Here is a 16,368-nt window from a genome sequence, read left to right as displayed (position 1 = left end):
CCGCCCGGCGGAAAAGAAAAAGCGGGCTTTGGGAAGGGTGTTTCAACTTCTCAAAGGAGATCTCCATGTCCATGACCGTTCAACCCCAGCAAGACCGTCCGGATCCGACCGTGATCGCGGTGCAGAACGACGCGCTTCGCAAGCTCGCGTGCCTTGGGGTGCCGCCCGCGCAACCCATCCAAGGCCGCATGCATGTCACCCGCTCGCTCATGGAGGCTGGTGACGGCTTCATGGCCGAGGCGGTGAAGGCCACCGGTGCGTTCGATACATTCGAGCCTGAGAATGATCCCGAGGGATGGCACGATTTTGGCGCGGTCGAGATCCGAGGCGAGACCGTGTTCTGGAAAATTGATCTCTATGAGGCAGATTCGGATTTCCGCTACGGGGCTGAGACCCCGGACAATCCCGCCACTACCATGCGCGTGCTGACCATCATGCTGGCGCGCGACTGGTAGGGCAGGGGACACCCCCTGCTGAATCCCCAGGCGATGAAGGCCCACTGACCCCTCAAAGGGAGAGTGGGCCTTTTGTCGTGGTGATCCCTGAAGCCGGGGATTGGTCACGCGCAAGTGCGCGGGCCGCATCTCACCCACCTGGAAGGATATCCCATGACCACGAGCTTTGCCCCTCTCACCGTCGCCATCGGCGATCTGGTCCCGCATCCCGCGAATGTGCGCAGCAACTCGCCGGAAACTTATGACCCCGAGAACATCGCCCATCTGAAGGCCAGTATCGCTATTCTGGGCCTGCTCCAGCCTCTCCTGGTCCAGAAGCTCGACGGCAAATACGCTGTCCTCGCCGGTGGCCGGCGCCATGCCGCGCTGAAGGAGCTGATCGCCGACAAGGCCAGTAAGGGGTTCACGGCGAAAACCAAGGTCGACTGTCGCCTTGTCCCAGACGACTGCGACGTCACCACGGCGCTGTCGCTCGCCGAGAACATTACCCAGGCGCCGATGAACGCCATCGACGAGTTCGAGGCTTTCGCCCGGATGATGGAGGTCGACGGCCAGACGCCCGAGACGATCGCAAAGACCTTCGGCACCACGGTGGCGGCCGTGAAAGGCCGGTTGCGCTATGGCCTTATCCACCCCGACATCCGCGCCGCGGCTCGGGGCAAGGTGATCACGCTCGACACGATGAAGGCCTTCGCCGAGCACCCGAGCCAGGAGGCGCAGCGCGAGGTCTTTGAGGCGCTCACGAAGGACGGCGGCTATCTGCAGGCCTATACCGTCCGTCAGACCCTCAAATCCCGCGGCGTGCAGGTCAGCGATGATATCGGGGCTTTCGTGCGCGAAGACTACGAGGCGCGTAGCGGTGCCGTCGCGGCTGACCTTCTGGAAGAGCATTCCGTGCTTGAGGATGCGGCGCTGGTCGAAACCATCCTGCTCGAGAAGCTCGGTGCCGCCGCCGAAGAGGCTCGCATAAAGCTGGGCTTTGCCTGGGCCGATGCGATGGTCCGCTATGATTACGCGACCATGGCCGACTACGGCCGCGTCTATCCCGGCCCGATCGAGCCGGATGAGGCTGCCCGGAAGCGCATCGATGAGATCACCGCCGGGCTTGAGAAATTGCAGCTCGAGATGGAGAATGAGGGGCTCGAGGACGGTGCCTACAATGCCCTTTACGAGCGCGTGGACGCCTTGGAAGAGGAAGCCCGCGACCTGCAGGAGGCCTACAGCACCGAGGACCTCGCCCGCGCAGGCGTGATCGCGTCCTGGTCGAGTGGTCAGGTGACGCTCCATGTGGGCCTCGTGCGCCCGGAGGACACCGTAAAAGAGGAGGGCAAGCGCGGCGTCTCGACTAGCCCGACGGGGGAAGAGGCCCCTGACCCGGGCGAGATCAGCTACCCCGCTTCGCTCGCCGAGGACCTCAAGACCGAGCGGGCCATGGCGCTCGGGGCAGCGATGGCGCTGCATCCGGAGGCCACGCTCGATCTGACGCTCTTCAAGCTGGTGAGCGACGTTCTGGCCAGCGGCATGAGTGTCACGCAGGCGATCAAGATCGATGCCCGCAAGGAATACCGCAACCACGCCAAGATGGACGAGATCGACGAGACCTCCCTCGCGCAGGTGGCCGCGGCGCATGATGTGCTGGACCTCTCGTGGCTCGATGACACCCGCCCGCCCGCCGATCAGTTCGCGGCGTTTCGCGCGCTCGATGCAGGGGAGAAGGCCAAGCTCGTGGCCTATGCCACGGCCAGCACCACGCAGTCCTGCTTCGCGCGGGATCCTCGGCGCGACAGCCTGATGCATGCGTTCGAGATCGAGATCATGCCCGATATCCGCGCCCATTGGACGCCGAACGCGGCGCTCTTCAATCGCTTCAAGAAGGCCTGGCTCCTGAAGATCCTCGGCGAGCATCTGGGTCTGGCCCAGGAGGCTGTGACGCTGGCCTCGTCGAGCAAGAAGGAGATCGTCGCCTTCTGCGACAAGCTCTTCGCCGAACCCTTCGCCACACTCACGGACGCGCAGCGCGCCGCCGTAGCTGCCTGGTGCCCGCCGATGATGCAGACCGCCGGTGTCGCCTTTGATGAGGCGAAGCCCACCGCGGAAACTCCGGAGCCTGACAGCGAGGTCGCGCAAGCGGCCTGACGCATCAAGTGACCCGCGCGAGGCATTCCGCGCGCGGGTCGACCCTTCCAAACTGAACAGAAAGACATCCCCATGGCTATTCTCAAGTTCTCTGCCTCCGCAGTTGCGGCGCAGATCGCGCATGCGCGCGCCTGTAAGACCTTCCTACCCAACTGGAACGGACCCGTGGACAGGCCGGCCCTGATCCTCATCGTCGGCAATGGTGTGCATCTGCGCTCGAACGGCATCGATGGCACGACCACCCGTATCGTCACCACCGAACAGGCCGATCCCTCCTTCGCCTTCGCCGACGGCATGAACCCGTTTCGGGATACCGACTGGATGGCGCAGCGCCGCATGGCGTTTCGCGACCTGACCGGCCAGTTCTACACCGACATCCTCGACGATGTGCAGGTGCTCATCGATCGGGGGCGGGGGGCGATCCGGCTCGCCACCGATGGCCACAGCATCCGCGTCTTCGTGCGCCGGGCCTCGGACTATCTCATCGGCGGGACCTACGAAGTGCCCTCGGGCCTCGGCGGCACCTTCCGGGTCATCCTCAAGGATGCCTGCGACACCTTCGCGATCGTTCAGAACTGCGGCAATTCGGCGTTTTGGGAATACGAAGATGATAATGCAGCACCAATGTCCCGAGAGCGCGCAGCGCGGCAGGGTATTGGTGCTTCAGCTTATTCCCATAAACGTTGCGAGGATTTCGACGCCATGCAGCCCTACCGCGTGCCGCTCGATGCGCTGATGGAACTCGATGATCGGAGGGTGGCGTGATGGGTTGGCTCTTCTACACCGATCGCCGCGTCCAGACCTACGCGGATGAGAAAGCGGAGATTGCCCGGCTCTGCACCTTCGGGGGCGAAAGGCGCAAGACGGAACTGGTCAAAGCCTGCAAGGTCGGCTCCACCTGGTACGCGGCGGCAAGGGTTACCAATCTCGACGGCACCCCTGTCGAGGACGCGACCTATGTGACCGATCCGGATGGCTCCATCACTTTCGGGGCTGTCTTCCTCACCCGATACGATGACGGCAGCTGGGGCTACAAGGACATGGAGGAAAGTGCTGGCCCGAACGAATCTCGTGCTCCGCTTGGGCTGATCGAGCTCCTCTCCGACCTGAAAGACCCGGACAGCTACGCCCAGGACTGGCGCCAGCGCTGCCGGGATTGGGCGTCGATTCCAGACTACCAGGAAGGCGACAAGATCAGGCTCGCCACCCCTGTGACGCTCACTGATGGCAGCACCTGCCAGATCGTCACCGCGACCCACTACAGGCGGGGCCGGCAGAAACGCCGCTGCTACCGCATCGAGGAAACCGGCGGGCTCGTACGCCTGTCGAAGGCCTCGCTTGCGGGCTCGGAGCTGCTCAGTTCCGCGAAGGGGGCGGCCAGCCCAGTGCTGGCCGAGTTTCTGGCGGAGCGAAATTAGGTCCTGCGCCGGACGTTTCATCGACCTGCCCGGCGACAGCAGATCCTGCGGCTTATCTTGACAAGGCAATGCAAATGCATTACCTATCGCAGGCAGCAAAGACCCTTTTTTTTCAGGAGACTGCCATGACCGCGCTCGCACAAGATGTCTCGAAGCTCACGGATCGGTATCAGACGACCGTGCCGGCGGGTGTGCGCAAGCAGCTCAAGCTGGGGAAGGGCGACCAGATTCGCTACTGCACCGAGCCGAGTGGCAGGGTCTATATCGAGCCCGTGCGCAGCGAAGAGGAAGATCCCGTGCTCGGAGCCTTTCTCGATTTTGTCGAGGCCGATATCAAGGCGCATCCGGACCGCATTCGGGCCTTCGATGGGGCTTTGCATGACCGTCTTGCAGCACTGGTCGGAGATGTTGACGTCGATCTCGATGCGCCGCTATCGCTCGAGGATGAATGAGCGGCGATAGCGTGCCCGCCCAAGCGCCCCTTGTCGAAAACGGATGGTCGATTTATGCGCATCCGCTCTTTCTGGACCAGCTCGAAGGGCTGACCCTGGAGGTCGAGGCGCGTAAGGCACGCGATCCCAAGACCTGGCGCAAGAAAAATTCCACGAAACGGCTGGCCGCCATCTTCAAGCTGGTCACCGAGGCCATACCGGCAGATCCGGGTGCCGCCGCCTTCCGGCAAGGCGGCACACTCGGCGATCACCGCAAGCACTGGTTCCGGGCGAAATTCTTCCAGCAGTATCGGTTGTTCTACCGCTTCAACAGCGATGCGAAGGTCATCGTCGTGGCATGGGTGAACGACGACACCACCCTGCGCGCCTACGGCAGCAAGACGGATGCCTATGCGACGTTTAAAGGGATGCTGGACAATGGCAACCCACCTGACGATTTCGACGCGCTCCTGAAGGAAGCTGCGGCGGCGGACAAACGGTTCGAGAAATCCCTTGAAGCGGCGCCTGAGCGGTAGGTGGGGTCGAATGCCAGAGGGGGGGGCAGGTCACCTACCGCTCAGGCTGTCCATAAGGGGGTGGTTCTTCGTTACAATCTCCCGTCACCTTTGAGCCGAGTGAAATGGGCGACATTGGTGTGCCAGATGGCTGGTACGATGAAATTCTCAGAAGTCCCACCATATCCGTACACCTGCCGTTCGCTGCGTCGTGTACGAACTGGTAAGATGCGGGACTCATCAGACCTTGGCAGGACGACCCTCAATCCAGTGCCCAAGCCTATCGATGAGGCGCCTCAAGACACCGAGAGTCTTGGTCCGCTCAGCTCGTTTGGCCTCTCGTTTCATCGCAATGACCGTGCGCTCATGCTCGGTGAGAGGCCGATGAGTCTCGGGAATGCACTTCAGAAGGTCGATGTTTGTATCGGGCATCATATTGGATCTCCTCATCAAGTGTTCCCAACGTGCCCTACGCCGGGGGGACCCGCTTGAAGAAAACCCTGCGGTATCCTTGCATTTCCCTTTAGATTTCCTGATGAAATGACGGGAAGACATGGTTTAATCTGCAGATCATGGAGTATCGCTTCGAAGACTGCGCCCTGAATGATGCGCGACGTACCCTCACACGGTCCGGCGAACCCATTGCCGTCGAACCGCAGGTTTTTGATCTAATCCTGCTGTTAGCCGAAAACGCTGAACGCGTGGTCACGCGCGACGAGATTATTGAGGTAGTTTGGGGCGGCCGGATCGTATCGGAAAGCGCTATCAGTGCGAGGATAGCGACGGCGCGGAAGGCGGTTGGGGACGACGGCAAGCGTCAGGCCGTCATCCGTACGGTGGCGAGGCGCGGTTTGCAGATGGTGGCGACAGTTCAGGTCAATGAGACGTCAATTGATAATGCTGTCAGGTCCCGACAATCCGATGTTCAGCGCATTCGATATACCCGCAATCCCGACGGACATTCCATCGCCTACGCCAGTTATGGCAGCGGCTCTGCCCTCATAGAAGTCGAAAGCGGGATTTCACATCTCGAATTGAGTTGGGCCATCCCATGTGAACGTAGCTTCTTCGACCCTCTCATCGCGCAAAACAACTTCATTCGCTACGATCCAGCAGGCCAAGGGCTTTCATCAAGTGACAGTGTTGATAACGCTCGCGATTTCATCAAGGCAGGCGAGGACGTGATCGCTGTCGCAGACGCCGCCGGGCTCTCGAAATTCGCACTAATGTCGCGTTCCGGAGCCTGCTTTCGCGCTATCCAGATTGCAGCCCAATATCCAGATCGCGTCACGAAACTCGCAATCATAGGCGGATATGTGACGGGACGAACGACCCGCACGCCGGGACCTGACCCGATGCGACAACTAATAGCGTCAGGTTGGGATCCGAATGCTATCGGTTTCGCTGCCGGCCTGATGACAAGTTACTTTCCTGACGGTCCGGCTGAGCATGTAATGGATTACGCCCGCTACTTCACTCAGGCATCGGAACAATCCAAGGCTTTGGCCGAACGTGACCAGATCAACGCCGCGAATGTTGAGGAGCTGTTGCCGTTAATTTCCTGTCCAACATTGGTCCTTCATGGTCGGAAGGATGCAATTCATCCTCTTTCGGAAGCACAGAAGCTTGTAACTGGTATTCGCGGAGCCGAGTTGGTCGTACTTGAAACCGCGAACCATTTTCCACTACCTGGAGGGCCGGCGTGGGAGACATATATGGACACGCTGCTTGATTTTCTGGCCGAATGAAGCGTCTTCTGACAAGCAATGCTCCGCAAGGTCCCTTTTCTAACGGCGCGTGAACTTCACCGTCAGATAAAACTGCTAGACGCTGAGAAGCGGTTTCACGATCGTTGGGTATGATTTAGCGAGCTTTGTTTCCATGCCAACAGCCGAAATGCCGTAAGAAGAGATGCGGAAGGACCGCTCTGGGCTCCTAGCGGTCGATCGCCGCGCGCTGCCTCAATGTCGGCTCTATTGATCAACAAGTTCGGCGGTTTTGCTGCGTGGCTTTCTCTTTGTTGCTGAGGAGGGCGGACCGCGTTGACGGCCCGCCCTTGTTAATAGCTTTCGGGCCGGTCACCCTGAAAAGTCAAAGCGGGCTTTTTGTCCTTTGGAACTCAGACCCTGATCCAAAGGAAAATCCCCATGACCAAGCCCAATCCGGCAAACCCGGCATTCCCAATCTCCGACACTGATCTCGCAAATGCCATCGCGCAGATCGGCGCGGAGGTCGACCACCAACCCCTGCGCAGCTCAGCGCTCGCGCGCATCATGCGCGAGACGTTTCATGGCAGCGATGCTGGCGGTGCCTGGGACTGGCGGATGGCCTACGACCTAATGCAGGCCGCGGCCATTCAGATGCTACTGCGCGGGGATGCAGCGGTAGGTGACATCGCCACCGCTAAGCTGCTTGCCTCACGGCTGCTGACGGAAACTCGCCGGTCAGAGCAGCAGATCCGGCTGCAGCAGTTTTCCACGCCGCTGCCATTTGCGGCGCTGGTCTTGCGGGCCGCGGCGATCCGCAAGGGCGAGACCGTTCTGGAGCCCTCGGCTGGCACTGGTGCCTTGGCCGCTTTCGCCGCCCGGGCCGGTGCCACGCTTCTGCTCAATGAAATCGACCCCTTTCGCCAGCGCCTCCTGCGGGCCCTCTTCGGCGGCGAGGTGACGGGCCATGACGGGGAGCATATCGACGATCTGCTGCAGACGCCGGTACTGCCCGATGTCGTGGTGATGAATCCGCCCTTCGCCTCCTCGGTCGACCGCTCCAGGGACAAGCACATCGCTGCAAAACATCTCATCGCGGCTGCCAAGCGCCTGGCACCCGGCGGGCGGCTGGTGGCGATCATGCCGCCGGGATTCACGCCCGAACGCGATGCCGCGCATTGGTCCCGCGCCCGCGGTCTCCTCACGCCGCGACTGGCGCTGACGATCCCGGGGCAGGTCTACCGCAAGCTCGGCACCTCTGTGGAAACCCAGCTGATGGTCTTCGACAAGGTGCAGGAGGACGGTGAGATGATCCGCGCCATTGTGTGCGATCTGGATGAAGCCCTTCCTTTTGTCGACGCCGTGGCCGCAACCCGGCCTGAGATGCACCCCGCCCAACTGGCAGCAGCGATCCCTCATGTTCGGCCGACCGTTCCATCTTCTGCCCCGCGCAAGACCGCCGCTGCACCTGTCGCCGCCTCCAAACCACGGGCCAATGCCGTACGTCCGCTCAGCTTCACAAGCTTTGAGACCCCGCGCGACAACACGCCCGTCTCGGACATCTATGCGCGCTATCGCCCGCAGCGGATCGAGATCGCGGGTGCGCAGGAACACCCCACGCCCCTGGTCGAAAGCATCGCCATGGCTTCCGTGGCACCGCCCGTGCCCTCAGGCGCGGCCAGTGCTGAATTGCGCCTGCCTGCCAGGCTGATCGAGGAGGGACATCTTTCCGAGGCGCAGCTCGAAACCATCATCATGGCGCATGATGCCCATGGGCGTGACCTGCCCGGTCGGTTCACGATTGATGACGACCAGACCAAGCTGACGCGCGCCGATGATAACGCGGACGCACGGGCCTATCGTCTCGGGTATTTCCTCGGGGACGGCACCGGTTGCGGCAAGGGCCGCGAATGCGCCGGGCTCATCCTCGTCAACTGGCTGGCTGGGCGCAGGAAGGCGATCTGGGTCTCCAAATCCGCCACGCTCATCGAGGATGCCATCCGAGACTGGACCGATCTTGGCGGCTCGCCCGCCGACATCCATCCGCTCTCCAAATGGAAACCGGACCAGCCGATCCCGATGGACGATGGCATCCTCTTCGTCAACTACGCCACGCTGCGGTCAGCGGGCAAGTGCGGCACCACCCGGCTGAGCCAGATCCTCGACTGGATGGGCGAAGATTTCGAAGGTGTGCTGGCCTTTGATGAGGCCCATGCGATGCAGAATGCCGCAGGGTCCGAGCAGGGCAGGGGGGTCAAACCCTCCCAGCAGGGCCTCGCGGGCCTGCGGCTGCAACTCGCCGCCCCGCGCGCCCGCGTCTTCTACATCTCGGCCACGGGCGCCACGAGTGTGCACAACCTTGCCTATGCCGCGCGGCTCGGTCTCTGGGGGCAGGGCCCCGAATATCCCTTCCCGAGCCGCGAGAGTTTCGTCTCGGCCATGGAAGCCGGCGGCGTTGCTGCCATGGAGGTGGTCGCGCGTGATCTCAAGACGCTCGGGCTCTACACGGCGCGCGCCCTCAGCTTTGATGGGGTGGAGTATGACGTGCTTGAACACGCGCTGACCCCGGCACAGATCGAGATCTACGACGCCTATGCGGGTGCGTTTCGGACGATCCATCACAATCTCGAGGCGGCACTGACTGCGACCGGCGTCAACGATGCCTCGGGCGAGACCAACGCCTCGGCCGCACGCGCCTCGGCCAAGTCCCGGTTTGAAAGCACCAAGCAGCGCTTCTTCAACCATCTCCTGATGGGCATGAAAGCCCCGACCATCATCCGCGCGATCAAGGAGGATCTGGCAGCGGGCAAGGCTTGCGTCATCCAGGTTGTCTCGACAGGTGAGAGCCTGCTGAAACGCCGGCTTGAGGCGATGAACCCGGAGGACGAGCTGGTCGAGGGCGCGCTAACGCCGCGCGACTACGTGCTGGGCTACCTCGAACAGGCCTTCCCGATCCATGCGCAAAAGCTTGTGGAGATCGACGGCAATATGGTGGCAGAACCTTTGCGCGATGAAACTGGCGCGCTCGTTGTCTCGCGCGAGGCGCTCGCCCTGCGCGATGCGGCCATGATGGAGTTGATGACGCTCGCCCCGATCCCCTCGGCGCTCGATCAGATCCTCTGGGCCTTTGGCGACGAGGCCGTCGCAGAGGTCACGGGTCGGTCCATCCGCCCTTTGAAGGCCGAGGATGGTCATCTCTTCATCGAGAAGCGCGCCGCCAGCAGCAATTCGTCCGAGACCCAAGCCTTCATGGACGGCGAAAAGGATGTCCTGATCTTCTCCGATGCAGGTGGCACCGGTCGATCCTACCATGCGGCGCAAACGGCGAAGAACCAGAAACGGCGGCGGCACTATCTACTGGAGCCCGGCTGGCGCGCCGATGCAGCCATCCAGGGGCTTGGCCGCACGCATCGCTCGGCTCAAGTGTCAGCGCCCTTCTTCCGGGTCTGCACCTCCGATGTGCATGGCGAGAAGCGCTTCACCTCGACAATCGCCAAACGCCTCGACCAGTTGGGGGCCCTCACCAAGGGCCAGCGCGAGACCGGTTCGCAAGGCATGTTCCGCGAGGAGGACAATCTCGAAAGCCCGATCGCGCGGGCCGCGCTGCGTGGGTATTTCGCCGATCTTGCCGCCGGGCGCGTTGAGGCGATGAGCTACGATAGCTTCACCGACTGGACAGCCCTGCGACTGATCGACAAGGACGGTGTGCTTCTCGAGGAGCTTCCCCCGATCCAGCGGTTTCTGAACCGGGTGCTGGCGCTGCCCATCCACATGCAGAACGCGCTCTTTGCGGAGTTCATGTGCCGGATTGCCGATCAGTCTGAGCGGGCGCGCGCGGCGGGCACGCTCGATCTCGGCGTGGAAACCCTACGCGGCGACAAGATAGAACAGGTCTCCACGGAAGATCTCTGGACCTGCCCGAAATCTGGCGCCGTGACGCGGATCATCGGACTTGAGGTGACGGACCCGGTCCACGTGCTGTCGGCGGATGACGCCCTGTCGCGCAATCCCGACAAGCTCCCCATGGTCAATCGCGCCTCCGGTCGCGCGGCGCTCATCTCGGCGCGGCCCATGCAGATGTATGACGAGGATGTCGTCATGCTCATGCGCAAGGTAGCTCGGCCCAACGGGCCGAGCTACCTCGAGGAGACGCGCTTCGAGTCGTCGGCCTGGGAAGAGATCGGCAAGCCTGAGTTCGCGCGGCTTTGGGATGCCGAGGCTGCATCCCTGCCAAAAACCACCACGACCAAGCTCTACCTGTTGACTGGGCTGCTGCTGCCAATCTGGAAGGACATTCCGACCACCAACGAGCGCATCTATCGGGTCACGCCTGAAGGGGCGACGGCGATGATCGGGCGCACGTTGAGCGAGGAAGGGGCGGCAGCGTTGCGTGCCCGCTTCCTCGTGTCCAACCCGCAAACACCGCAGGAGATGTTGACCGCCGCCCTCGGCACCACCGCGCCTGTCGATCTGGGCCGGGGTCTCACCCTGACCCGTCGCCGGGTCGCAGGCGAGGTGCGTCTCGAGCTTAGCGGCGCGGACAAGGGCATGATCGATGGCCTCAAGGCCCTCGGCTGCTTCACCGAAATCATCGCCTTCCAGCTGCGGGTGTTCCTGCCGCATGGGGAGGGTGTCGACACGCTGGGTATTCTCACCCGGATTGTTGGAACGGGGACGGACACCGGGCAGAACCCGGCCCGGGTGGCGGCGGAATAGGCAAGGAGGCGATCATGACACTCGAAGAAATCAAAGCCGCCGTCGATGCCGGCCTAATCGTGCATTGGGCCAACACTGGCTATCGCGTGCACAGGGATGGCTTCGGTCAGTACTTGATCACGTTTCTGCCGAACGGAAGCACCATCGGCCTGACCGACCGGAGCGGGCAACGGTTGAACGGAGATGAAGCGCAGTTCTTCATCGCGAAATCGGAGGATTGCAACGGTCCCAACCGGCGAGGCCACCCGATACCTGACGAGCAGGGAGGGGCACAGCGCCCGGCGGAGAGGGGGCACAACCATTTAGGCGGCAGTTCTGACCGAGGGGAGGGGAAGAAAGGAAAGAAGGCTTTCTGGTTTGCGATCCCATGAGGGGTCGAGAAAGCAATCCCGGATGCTCTGGCAAGGACGTCAGTCACCGGCAAATCCGAAAGGACTTATCCCATGTTCGCAGGAACCCTGACCCGCAACGCCGAGACCGCAACCGCCCAGTACTCGGGCATGATCCACAGCACACGTTTCGATATCGCTATCCAGCTCGAGACGCGCCCGAAGATGTCCGAGCGCAGCCCGGATTACGACGTGACGGCGATCAACAAGTCCGGTCGCAAGGTGCGCATCGGCACGGCCTGGAACGAGACGGGCAACACCAGCGGCAATCCCTACATCTCGATGCAGATCGATGTCGGCCTTGGCCCGTTTCGGGTCAATGCCGTGCAGACGAAGGAAGCGCGCGCGGCCAAGAGCGGCGAATTCGAGATCATCCCGCTGGTCTCGAACGGCATCATGAAATCCGGTTCGATCTCGGGCGAGCTGACCGCGATGGATGCCGACAACGCCTTCGCCGGCTATATCGCCAACATGATGTTCGACCTCGACTTCATGCTGATCGAGAATGAGTTCAAGTCGGAAGAAACCCATCCCGACTACCGGATCGAGGTCAGCTCGCCGCGTGGCAAGCCGATCCGCGTCGGCTCGGCCTGGATGGCCAAAAGCAGCCGGACCGGCAATGACTACCTGTCGCTGCTGATCAACACGCCCGATGGCGATCTGCGCGTCAACGCTGTGCAGAACGAGGAGCAGCGCGGCGGCCAGACCTTCTCGATCGTCCCGTTTATCGACAGTGGCGAGCAGCCGAAGGATGCAGGCGCGGGGCTGTCGCTGGTGGCCTGAGCCGGGCGAAAAACTCCAACACTGGAAGGGAATGGGGAACAGTGGGGACACGGTTCCCCTTTTGCTGCGCTGGAGTTGGTGAGAGAAACGCGACGATGATCCGCCCGGTCCATGTGCCTTGTTCAGCTGCAAACCAGCCTACATTTGCTCTTAAGCGAAAAACGGTTGGGCTGTCGCATTCTCCAGCTTGCTAGATTCGAACCAGTCAGATCAAACGACGACAATTATATTCAGGACGGTTTCTTCAGCGCTACCAGCTACCGCGGTCAGTCGACTTCATACGGCAATGCAGGATAGTCACTTTTCTCGAACGGTCGTACCCGGGTTGGCCTTGCCATGCTTTGCCGTCACGAAGCGCCCGGAAATAGCGCTCCGATAACTGCCACCGGTGGAACCACTCTTACCTGGAGCTTCCTTCACCGTGGTGCGCGGATGCGACTTCCCGAAAGCTTTGGTCACGTAACGCCCCGATTTCGCGCTGCGATAGCTCCCGCCGTTGCCTTTACTTGCCATCTGAATTCTCCTTCTCAAGTCTGGCGTGTTATTGGGTCCCTCCGAGGCGGAGGGCTGGTTGGGTTCCAAACAAACTGAAGAACCTCCGCTGGAGGCCTACGGGTCTTCATTGCAAAATCCAGTAGCTCAGAACCGGAGGTGTTCTTCTGGTCAGATGACCGACAGCACTGGGCGTATTTCCCGAATGGATGTTCACATCCGCAAAACTCATCGTCGCCGAGTTCGAGCAGTCTCTCAGCTGCAATCGGCACAGATTGCCGGCCGGGCCATTTTCCGTATTTCTCGAGGTAGAGATGCCGCACGGCCCAGAGGCTATAAAGGTCGACCAGTCCGGTCACAGAACCGCCGGGAAGCCATGTCTTGTCTCTTGGCTCGAATGCGCAAATCGAGCCATCGGGAAAATTCGTATGCCGCGGCCCGATCCAAGTCTTGCTGACAGCCGTGGTCCAAAAGCCCCAGGCTCGAACTGGCCTGCTGGTGGTGTAGGGAAGTTGAATGGCAAATGCGGCTCTCCTACCTAGGCCTTCGATCAGATCGCTCTCAGCAAAGAGCCACATCTGCCTTTCTTGAGGAAACGCGAGGAGACCCGGGTACGCGTCCCGGCATTCCTCTATGCCTTCCGCATAGCGAGACCGTAGTCCTGACTGGACGAACGGTGCTCCGGAATCGGGCGACCGGGATTGTCCGGTCGTCCCTTGCCCTCCGGCGGGCCGTTCCCACGGTCTGGTTGCGGATCGTGTCGATTGGTGCCGTGCATCGGCTTTCTCCTGGCCCGAAGGTTTCGAGACAACCGAGGAGTTGTCGGGCCGAATGACCCCCCGATTGAACACCGTCGGCAGAATGCCGGCGTCGAGGCCTAAGCCGATGGCTTTCAGGTCGTCCTCGATGCTCTTCCTCATTCCTACCGCCCCTTTCCAAAAGCCTTCGGACCGAGGCCCGGACACTTGATGTTGTGCGACTCTGTGTTAAAAGCACACTATGGGAGGACTGCGCGCCGTGTCAAGGCGTGCGATTAGCACGGCATTAACTTATGAAAACAGACAAGCAGGCTTTGATCAAAGCGCTGAAGAAAAAGCGCGAATCTGAAGGGCTTAGCATCAGGGCTCTATCTGAGCGCGTCGGCATCAGCTTTTCCTCGCTGGCTCGGATTGAGCGCGGCGAGGGTGAACCCGACAACAATTCAACGATTCGGATTATCGAGTGGCTCGGTCCGGATGCCCAAGATGCTGGTCTATCCTTCGACAGTGTGGCGTTGGTTCACTTCCGCGCAGCGAAGAACGTCCAGTCAAAAACGGTACACTGCCTCTTGCAGGCGGCACAACAACTCGTACGAAACAACAGCAACGCGTTCCCTATCGGCGAGGACTTTGCCGAAACCGACTCTGAGTTGGCCGGGTCAGTCGCACTGTCCAAATCTGAAATGGAAGAAATGGCGAATGGACTGCGGGACGACTTGCAGGTTGCATTAGATGCGCCCCTCGACGCGCTGAACATTCGAATTGATGGCGTGGATGTTTACACCGTCTCCGATGTTCACGGCCTTGGTGCCGAATGCGCGAAGTTCTTGCTCGGACAAGGTGGCCGCGAATGGTCCGCCATGAGCGTTCCTCTCGACATCACAGAGGATAGGTGGGCAATCCTGCGGAACGACAGCCACACACCGGAACGTCAGAAAGTTACTTATCTTGAAGAGTGTTGGCACATCCTCCTTGGACACAAGCTGACCCGGATTGCAAAAATCGCCGACGCGTTCGGTCGGACTTACGATAGCACTGAGGAACACGATGCGTTCTATCTCGCCTCCGCGACCATGCTCCCTGAAACCGAAGTCAGATCCCAGGTGACTGCAGGGAAGTCTGCCGCTGAGATTGCCACTTGGTTCGGCACTTCCCCAGAACTGGTCGAGTATCGCATCAAACGCTTGGGACTGTGGCGTACCTACAAAAATCGGGCTGTAGGCCTGAACGATTAGAAGGACACGAGCAACGGTTCTGTCGCAAATTTCCAGACAGGCTGAAAACAGGCTGACGCTGGACATAATTATGCTGCGAGTTGGGCAAATTGTTGGAATGCGGTGATGCCGTTGGCGCCGAACTGTTTCTTGCGGATCATGTGCGCGGTCTCGATGGCCTCAAGGGTTGCGGACGCCGAATGGAATGCCTTGAAGTCGAGCATTCGCCCTGTGATGCGCTTAATAAACCGGTGGTCCTGCTCAAGAATATTATTCAGATATTTGACCTGTAGGATCTTGATGGTCTGCCCCGTTCCAGTGAATTTGAGGATCACATTCACGGCTTCCAACCCAGCCAGATTAGCCCCACTTTTGTCGATAACGATTCGATCGGGGACACCGTTGTTGCCAATTGCACGCCTGAAGAAACGCCGTACGGCAGCTTTGTTACGACGCTCGGAAAGCATGAAATCAAGTGTTTGGCCGTTCCGATCCACCGCGCGGTAGTGATACATCCACTTTCCGCGCACCTTGATGTACGTCTCGTCCATCCGCCATGAGATGGCCGTCGGGCGCTTTTTCACCTGAGCTCTTGCCGCAATCAACGGGGAGTACTTGATCACCCATCGGTTCAGGGTCGCATGGTCAACACCAACCCCGCGCTCCTGCATAATCTCCTCAAGATCACGATAGGATACAGGATAGCGCAGATAGAAGAACACCGCGAACAGGATCACCGATTTCGGGTAATGCGCGCCTTTGAAGTTAACCATCGTCACCATCCATTCATCCCTGCGACGTCACCTCCTAAAGCGCTGAATCCTGCCAGCCTACCCGCATGCCCGAAATATTCGCGACAGAACCTACCGCGCCGAAGCAGTGCGCGTAGCGTTGACAAGCGGGCTGCCGCGTAAACAAGTGGCTGCCGATTTTGGGATCGGCTTCTCGACACTGAGCCGCTGGATCCAGCAGGATCGGCGCAATCCCGAGAAGCCAACCGTCCAGTCCGATCTCGAACGCGAGGTCGCTGAGCTGCGGAAAGAGAACCGTATGCTCCGGGAGGAGAGGGATGTTCTAAAAAACCGTTCCGGGCCGCGACCCGCCTGTGCGCGGTATAAACAGCCTGTGCTATGCTTCGCCGGAAGGGCAGTTGCCGATGGCTTATTGGTGGGCTGGACCCCGTTAAAAAACGTGGCACATGGGCCGATGCGCACTTGAGAGTGGTGACGCTGCTATTGCGGTGATCCCGGTTAGGAAGATGACGAACTTGCATGGCCCACGCCCTTCGCCTTGAACGGAGGAGATGCCATGACGAAGCGCAAAACCGGTGACCACCCGGACCTGAAGATGGTCAA

At 60.8% G+C, this 16,368-nt stretch carries 14 protein-coding genes; 12 read left to right on the top strand and 2 right to left on the bottom strand.

Going from position 1 to position 16,368, the window contains the following annotated elements; translation table 11 throughout:
• Nucleotides 1-65: 65 nt before the first annotated feature.
• The 10 genes from BMZ35_RS19495 (at nt 66) to BMZ35_RS19445 (ending at nt 12,549) form a co-directional block, all read left to right on the top strand.
• Nucleotides 66-455 carry a DUF3768 domain-containing protein gene (locus BMZ35_RS19495; RefSeq protein ID WP_093096825.1) on the top strand — a complete coding sequence of 130 codons (390 nt, stop codon included), beginning with the start codon at nt 66-68 and terminating at the stop codon, nt 453-455.
• 153 nt (nt 456-608) lie between these two features.
• Nucleotides 609-2,591 carry a ParB/RepB/Spo0J family partition protein gene (locus BMZ35_RS19490; protein ID WP_093096823.1) on the top strand — a complete coding sequence of 661 codons (1,983 nt, stop codon included), beginning with the start codon at nt 609-611 and terminating at the stop codon, nt 2,589-2,591.
• 72 nt (nt 2,592-2,663) lie between these two features.
• The gene (locus BMZ35_RS19485) at nt 2,664-3,356 is read left to right on the top strand and encodes a regulator (RefSeq protein ID WP_093096820.1); all 693 of its coding nucleotides are present in this window, start codon (nt 2,664-2,666) and stop codon (nt 3,354-3,356) included.
• A complete protein-coding gene (locus BMZ35_RS19480) occupies nt 3,356-4,009 on the top strand; it encodes a DUF6927 domain-containing protein (protein ID WP_093096818.1) in 654 nt (217 codons plus the stop codon). The genes BMZ35_RS19485 and BMZ35_RS19480 overlap by 1 nt, the downstream gene beginning before the upstream one ends.
• A gap of 125 nt (nt 4,010-4,134) precedes the next feature.
• Entirely contained in the window at nt 4,135-4,461 is a 327-nt protein-coding gene (locus tag BMZ35_RS19475; protein WP_074637394.1) for a type II toxin-antitoxin system PrlF family antitoxin, read from the top strand.
• Nucleotides 4,458-4,976, top strand: coding sequence for a type II toxin-antitoxin system YhaV family toxin (locus BMZ35_RS19470; protein WP_093096816.1), 519 nt, complete (start codon nt 4,458-4,460; stop codon nt 4,974-4,976). The genes BMZ35_RS19475 and BMZ35_RS19470 overlap by 4 nt, the downstream gene beginning before the upstream one ends.
• A 551-nt stretch (nt 4,977-5,527) precedes the next feature.
• A complete protein-coding gene (locus BMZ35_RS19460; protein ID WP_093096811.1) occupies nt 5,528-6,703 on the top strand; it encodes an alpha/beta hydrolase in 1,176 nt (391 codons plus the stop codon).
• 399 nt (nt 6,704-7,102) lie between these two features.
• On the top strand, nt 7,103-11,377 hold the full coding sequence (locus BMZ35_RS19455; RefSeq protein ID WP_093096809.1) for a strawberry notch-like NTP hydrolase domain-containing protein: 4,275 nt from the start codon (nt 7,103-7,105) through the stop codon (nt 11,375-11,377).
• A 14-nt stretch (nt 11,378-11,391) separates the two neighbouring features.
• Nucleotides 11,392-11,748: a hypothetical protein gene (locus BMZ35_RS19450; RefSeq protein WP_242654867.1), complete on the top strand. Its 357-nt coding sequence runs from the start codon at nt 11,392-11,394 to the stop codon at nt 11,746-11,748.
• Between the two features lie 72 nt (nt 11,749-11,820).
• A complete protein-coding gene (locus tag BMZ35_RS19445) occupies nt 11,821-12,549 on the top strand; it encodes a DUF736 family protein (RefSeq protein ID WP_093096806.1) in 729 nt (242 codons plus the stop codon).
• Between the two features lie 297 nt (nt 12,550-12,846).
• Here the strand turns inward: BMZ35_RS19445 and BMZ35_RS19440 are convergent, their stop codons facing one another.
• The gene (locus BMZ35_RS19440) at nt 12,847-13,062 is read right to left on the bottom strand and encodes a hypothetical protein (RefSeq protein ID WP_093096804.1); all 216 of its coding nucleotides are present in this window, start codon (nt 13,060-13,062) and stop codon (nt 12,847-12,849) included.
• Between the two features lie 1,030 nt (nt 13,063-14,092).
• Between BMZ35_RS19440 and BMZ35_RS19430 the strand changes: the two genes are divergently transcribed.
• Complete coding sequence (locus BMZ35_RS19430; RefSeq protein ID WP_093096799.1) at nt 14,093-15,034, top strand: ImmA/IrrE family metallo-endopeptidase; 942 nt, start codon at nt 14,093-14,095, stop codon at nt 15,032-15,034.
• A 68-nt stretch (nt 15,035-15,102) separates the two neighbouring features.
• Here the strand turns inward: BMZ35_RS19430 and BMZ35_RS19425 are convergent, their stop codons facing one another.
• A complete protein-coding gene (locus BMZ35_RS19425; protein ID WP_093096881.1) occupies nt 15,103-15,786 on the bottom strand; it encodes an IS6 family transposase in 684 nt (227 codons plus the stop codon).
• Nucleotides 15,787-15,832: 46 nt separating this feature from the next.
• On the opposite strand from BMZ35_RS19425, the gene BMZ35_RS21155 reads away from it, so the two are divergent.
• Nucleotides 15,833-16,231 (top strand): transposase, encoded by a 399-nt coding sequence (locus BMZ35_RS21155; RefSeq protein ID WP_341350643.1) that lies wholly within the window; start codon nt 15,833-15,835, stop codon nt 16,229-16,231.
• Nucleotides 16,232-16,368: the final 137 nt, after the last annotated feature.

It is taken from the genome of Shimia aestuarii (assembly GCF_900114635.1).
In the GTDB taxonomy this organism is placed as follows: domain Bacteria; phylum Pseudomonadota; class Alphaproteobacteria; order Rhodobacterales; family Rhodobacteraceae; genus Shimia; species Shimia aestuarii.
Note: the sequence above shows the minus strand (reverse complement) of the source record. Positions and strands in the feature narration are given on the sequence as shown.

Bases quoted from the DNA above. Each gene is read 5' to 3' on its own strand.
- BMZ35_RS19495 (WP_093096825.1), top strand. From the start codon at position 66: ATGTCCATGACCGTTCAACCCCAGCAAGACCGTCCGGATCCGACCGTG.
- BMZ35_RS19490 (WP_093096823.1), top strand. From the start codon at position 609: ATGACCACGAGCTTTGCCCCTCTCACCGTCGCCATCGGCGATCTGGTC.
- BMZ35_RS19485 (WP_093096820.1), top strand. From the start codon at position 2,664: ATGGCTATTCTCAAGTTCTCTGCCTCCGCAGTTGCGGCGCAGATCGCG.
- BMZ35_RS19480 (WP_093096818.1), top strand. From the start codon at position 3,356: ATGGGTTGGCTCTTCTACACCGATCGCCGCGTCCAGACCTACGCGGAT.
- BMZ35_RS19475 (WP_074637394.1), top strand. From the start codon at position 4,135: ATGACCGCGCTCGCACAAGATGTCTCGAAGCTCACGGATCGGTATCAG.
- BMZ35_RS19470 (WP_093096816.1), top strand. From the start codon at position 4,458: ATGAGCGGCGATAGCGTGCCCGCCCAAGCGCCCCTTGTCGAAAACGGA.
- BMZ35_RS19460 (WP_093096811.1), top strand. From the start codon at position 5,528: ATGGAGTATCGCTTCGAAGACTGCGCCCTGAATGATGCGCGACGTACC.
- BMZ35_RS19455 (WP_093096809.1), top strand. From the start codon at position 7,103: ATGACCAAGCCCAATCCGGCAAACCCGGCATTCCCAATCTCCGACACT.
- BMZ35_RS19450 (WP_242654867.1), top strand. From the start codon at position 11,392: ATGACACTCGAAGAAATCAAAGCCGCCGTCGATGCCGGCCTAATCGTG.
- BMZ35_RS19445 (WP_093096806.1), top strand. From the start codon at position 11,821: ATGTTCGCAGGAACCCTGACCCGCAACGCCGAGACCGCAACCGCCCAG.
- BMZ35_RS19440 (WP_093096804.1), bottom strand. From the start codon at position 13,062: ATGGCAAGTAAAGGCAACGGCGGGAGCTATCGCAGCGCGAAATCGGGG.
- BMZ35_RS19430 (WP_093096799.1), top strand. From the start codon at position 14,093: ATGAAAACAGACAAGCAGGCTTTGATCAAAGCGCTGAAGAAAAAGCGC.
- BMZ35_RS19425 (WP_093096881.1), bottom strand. From the start codon at position 15,786: ATGGTTAACTTCAAAGGCGCGCATTACCCGAAATCGGTGATCCTGTTC.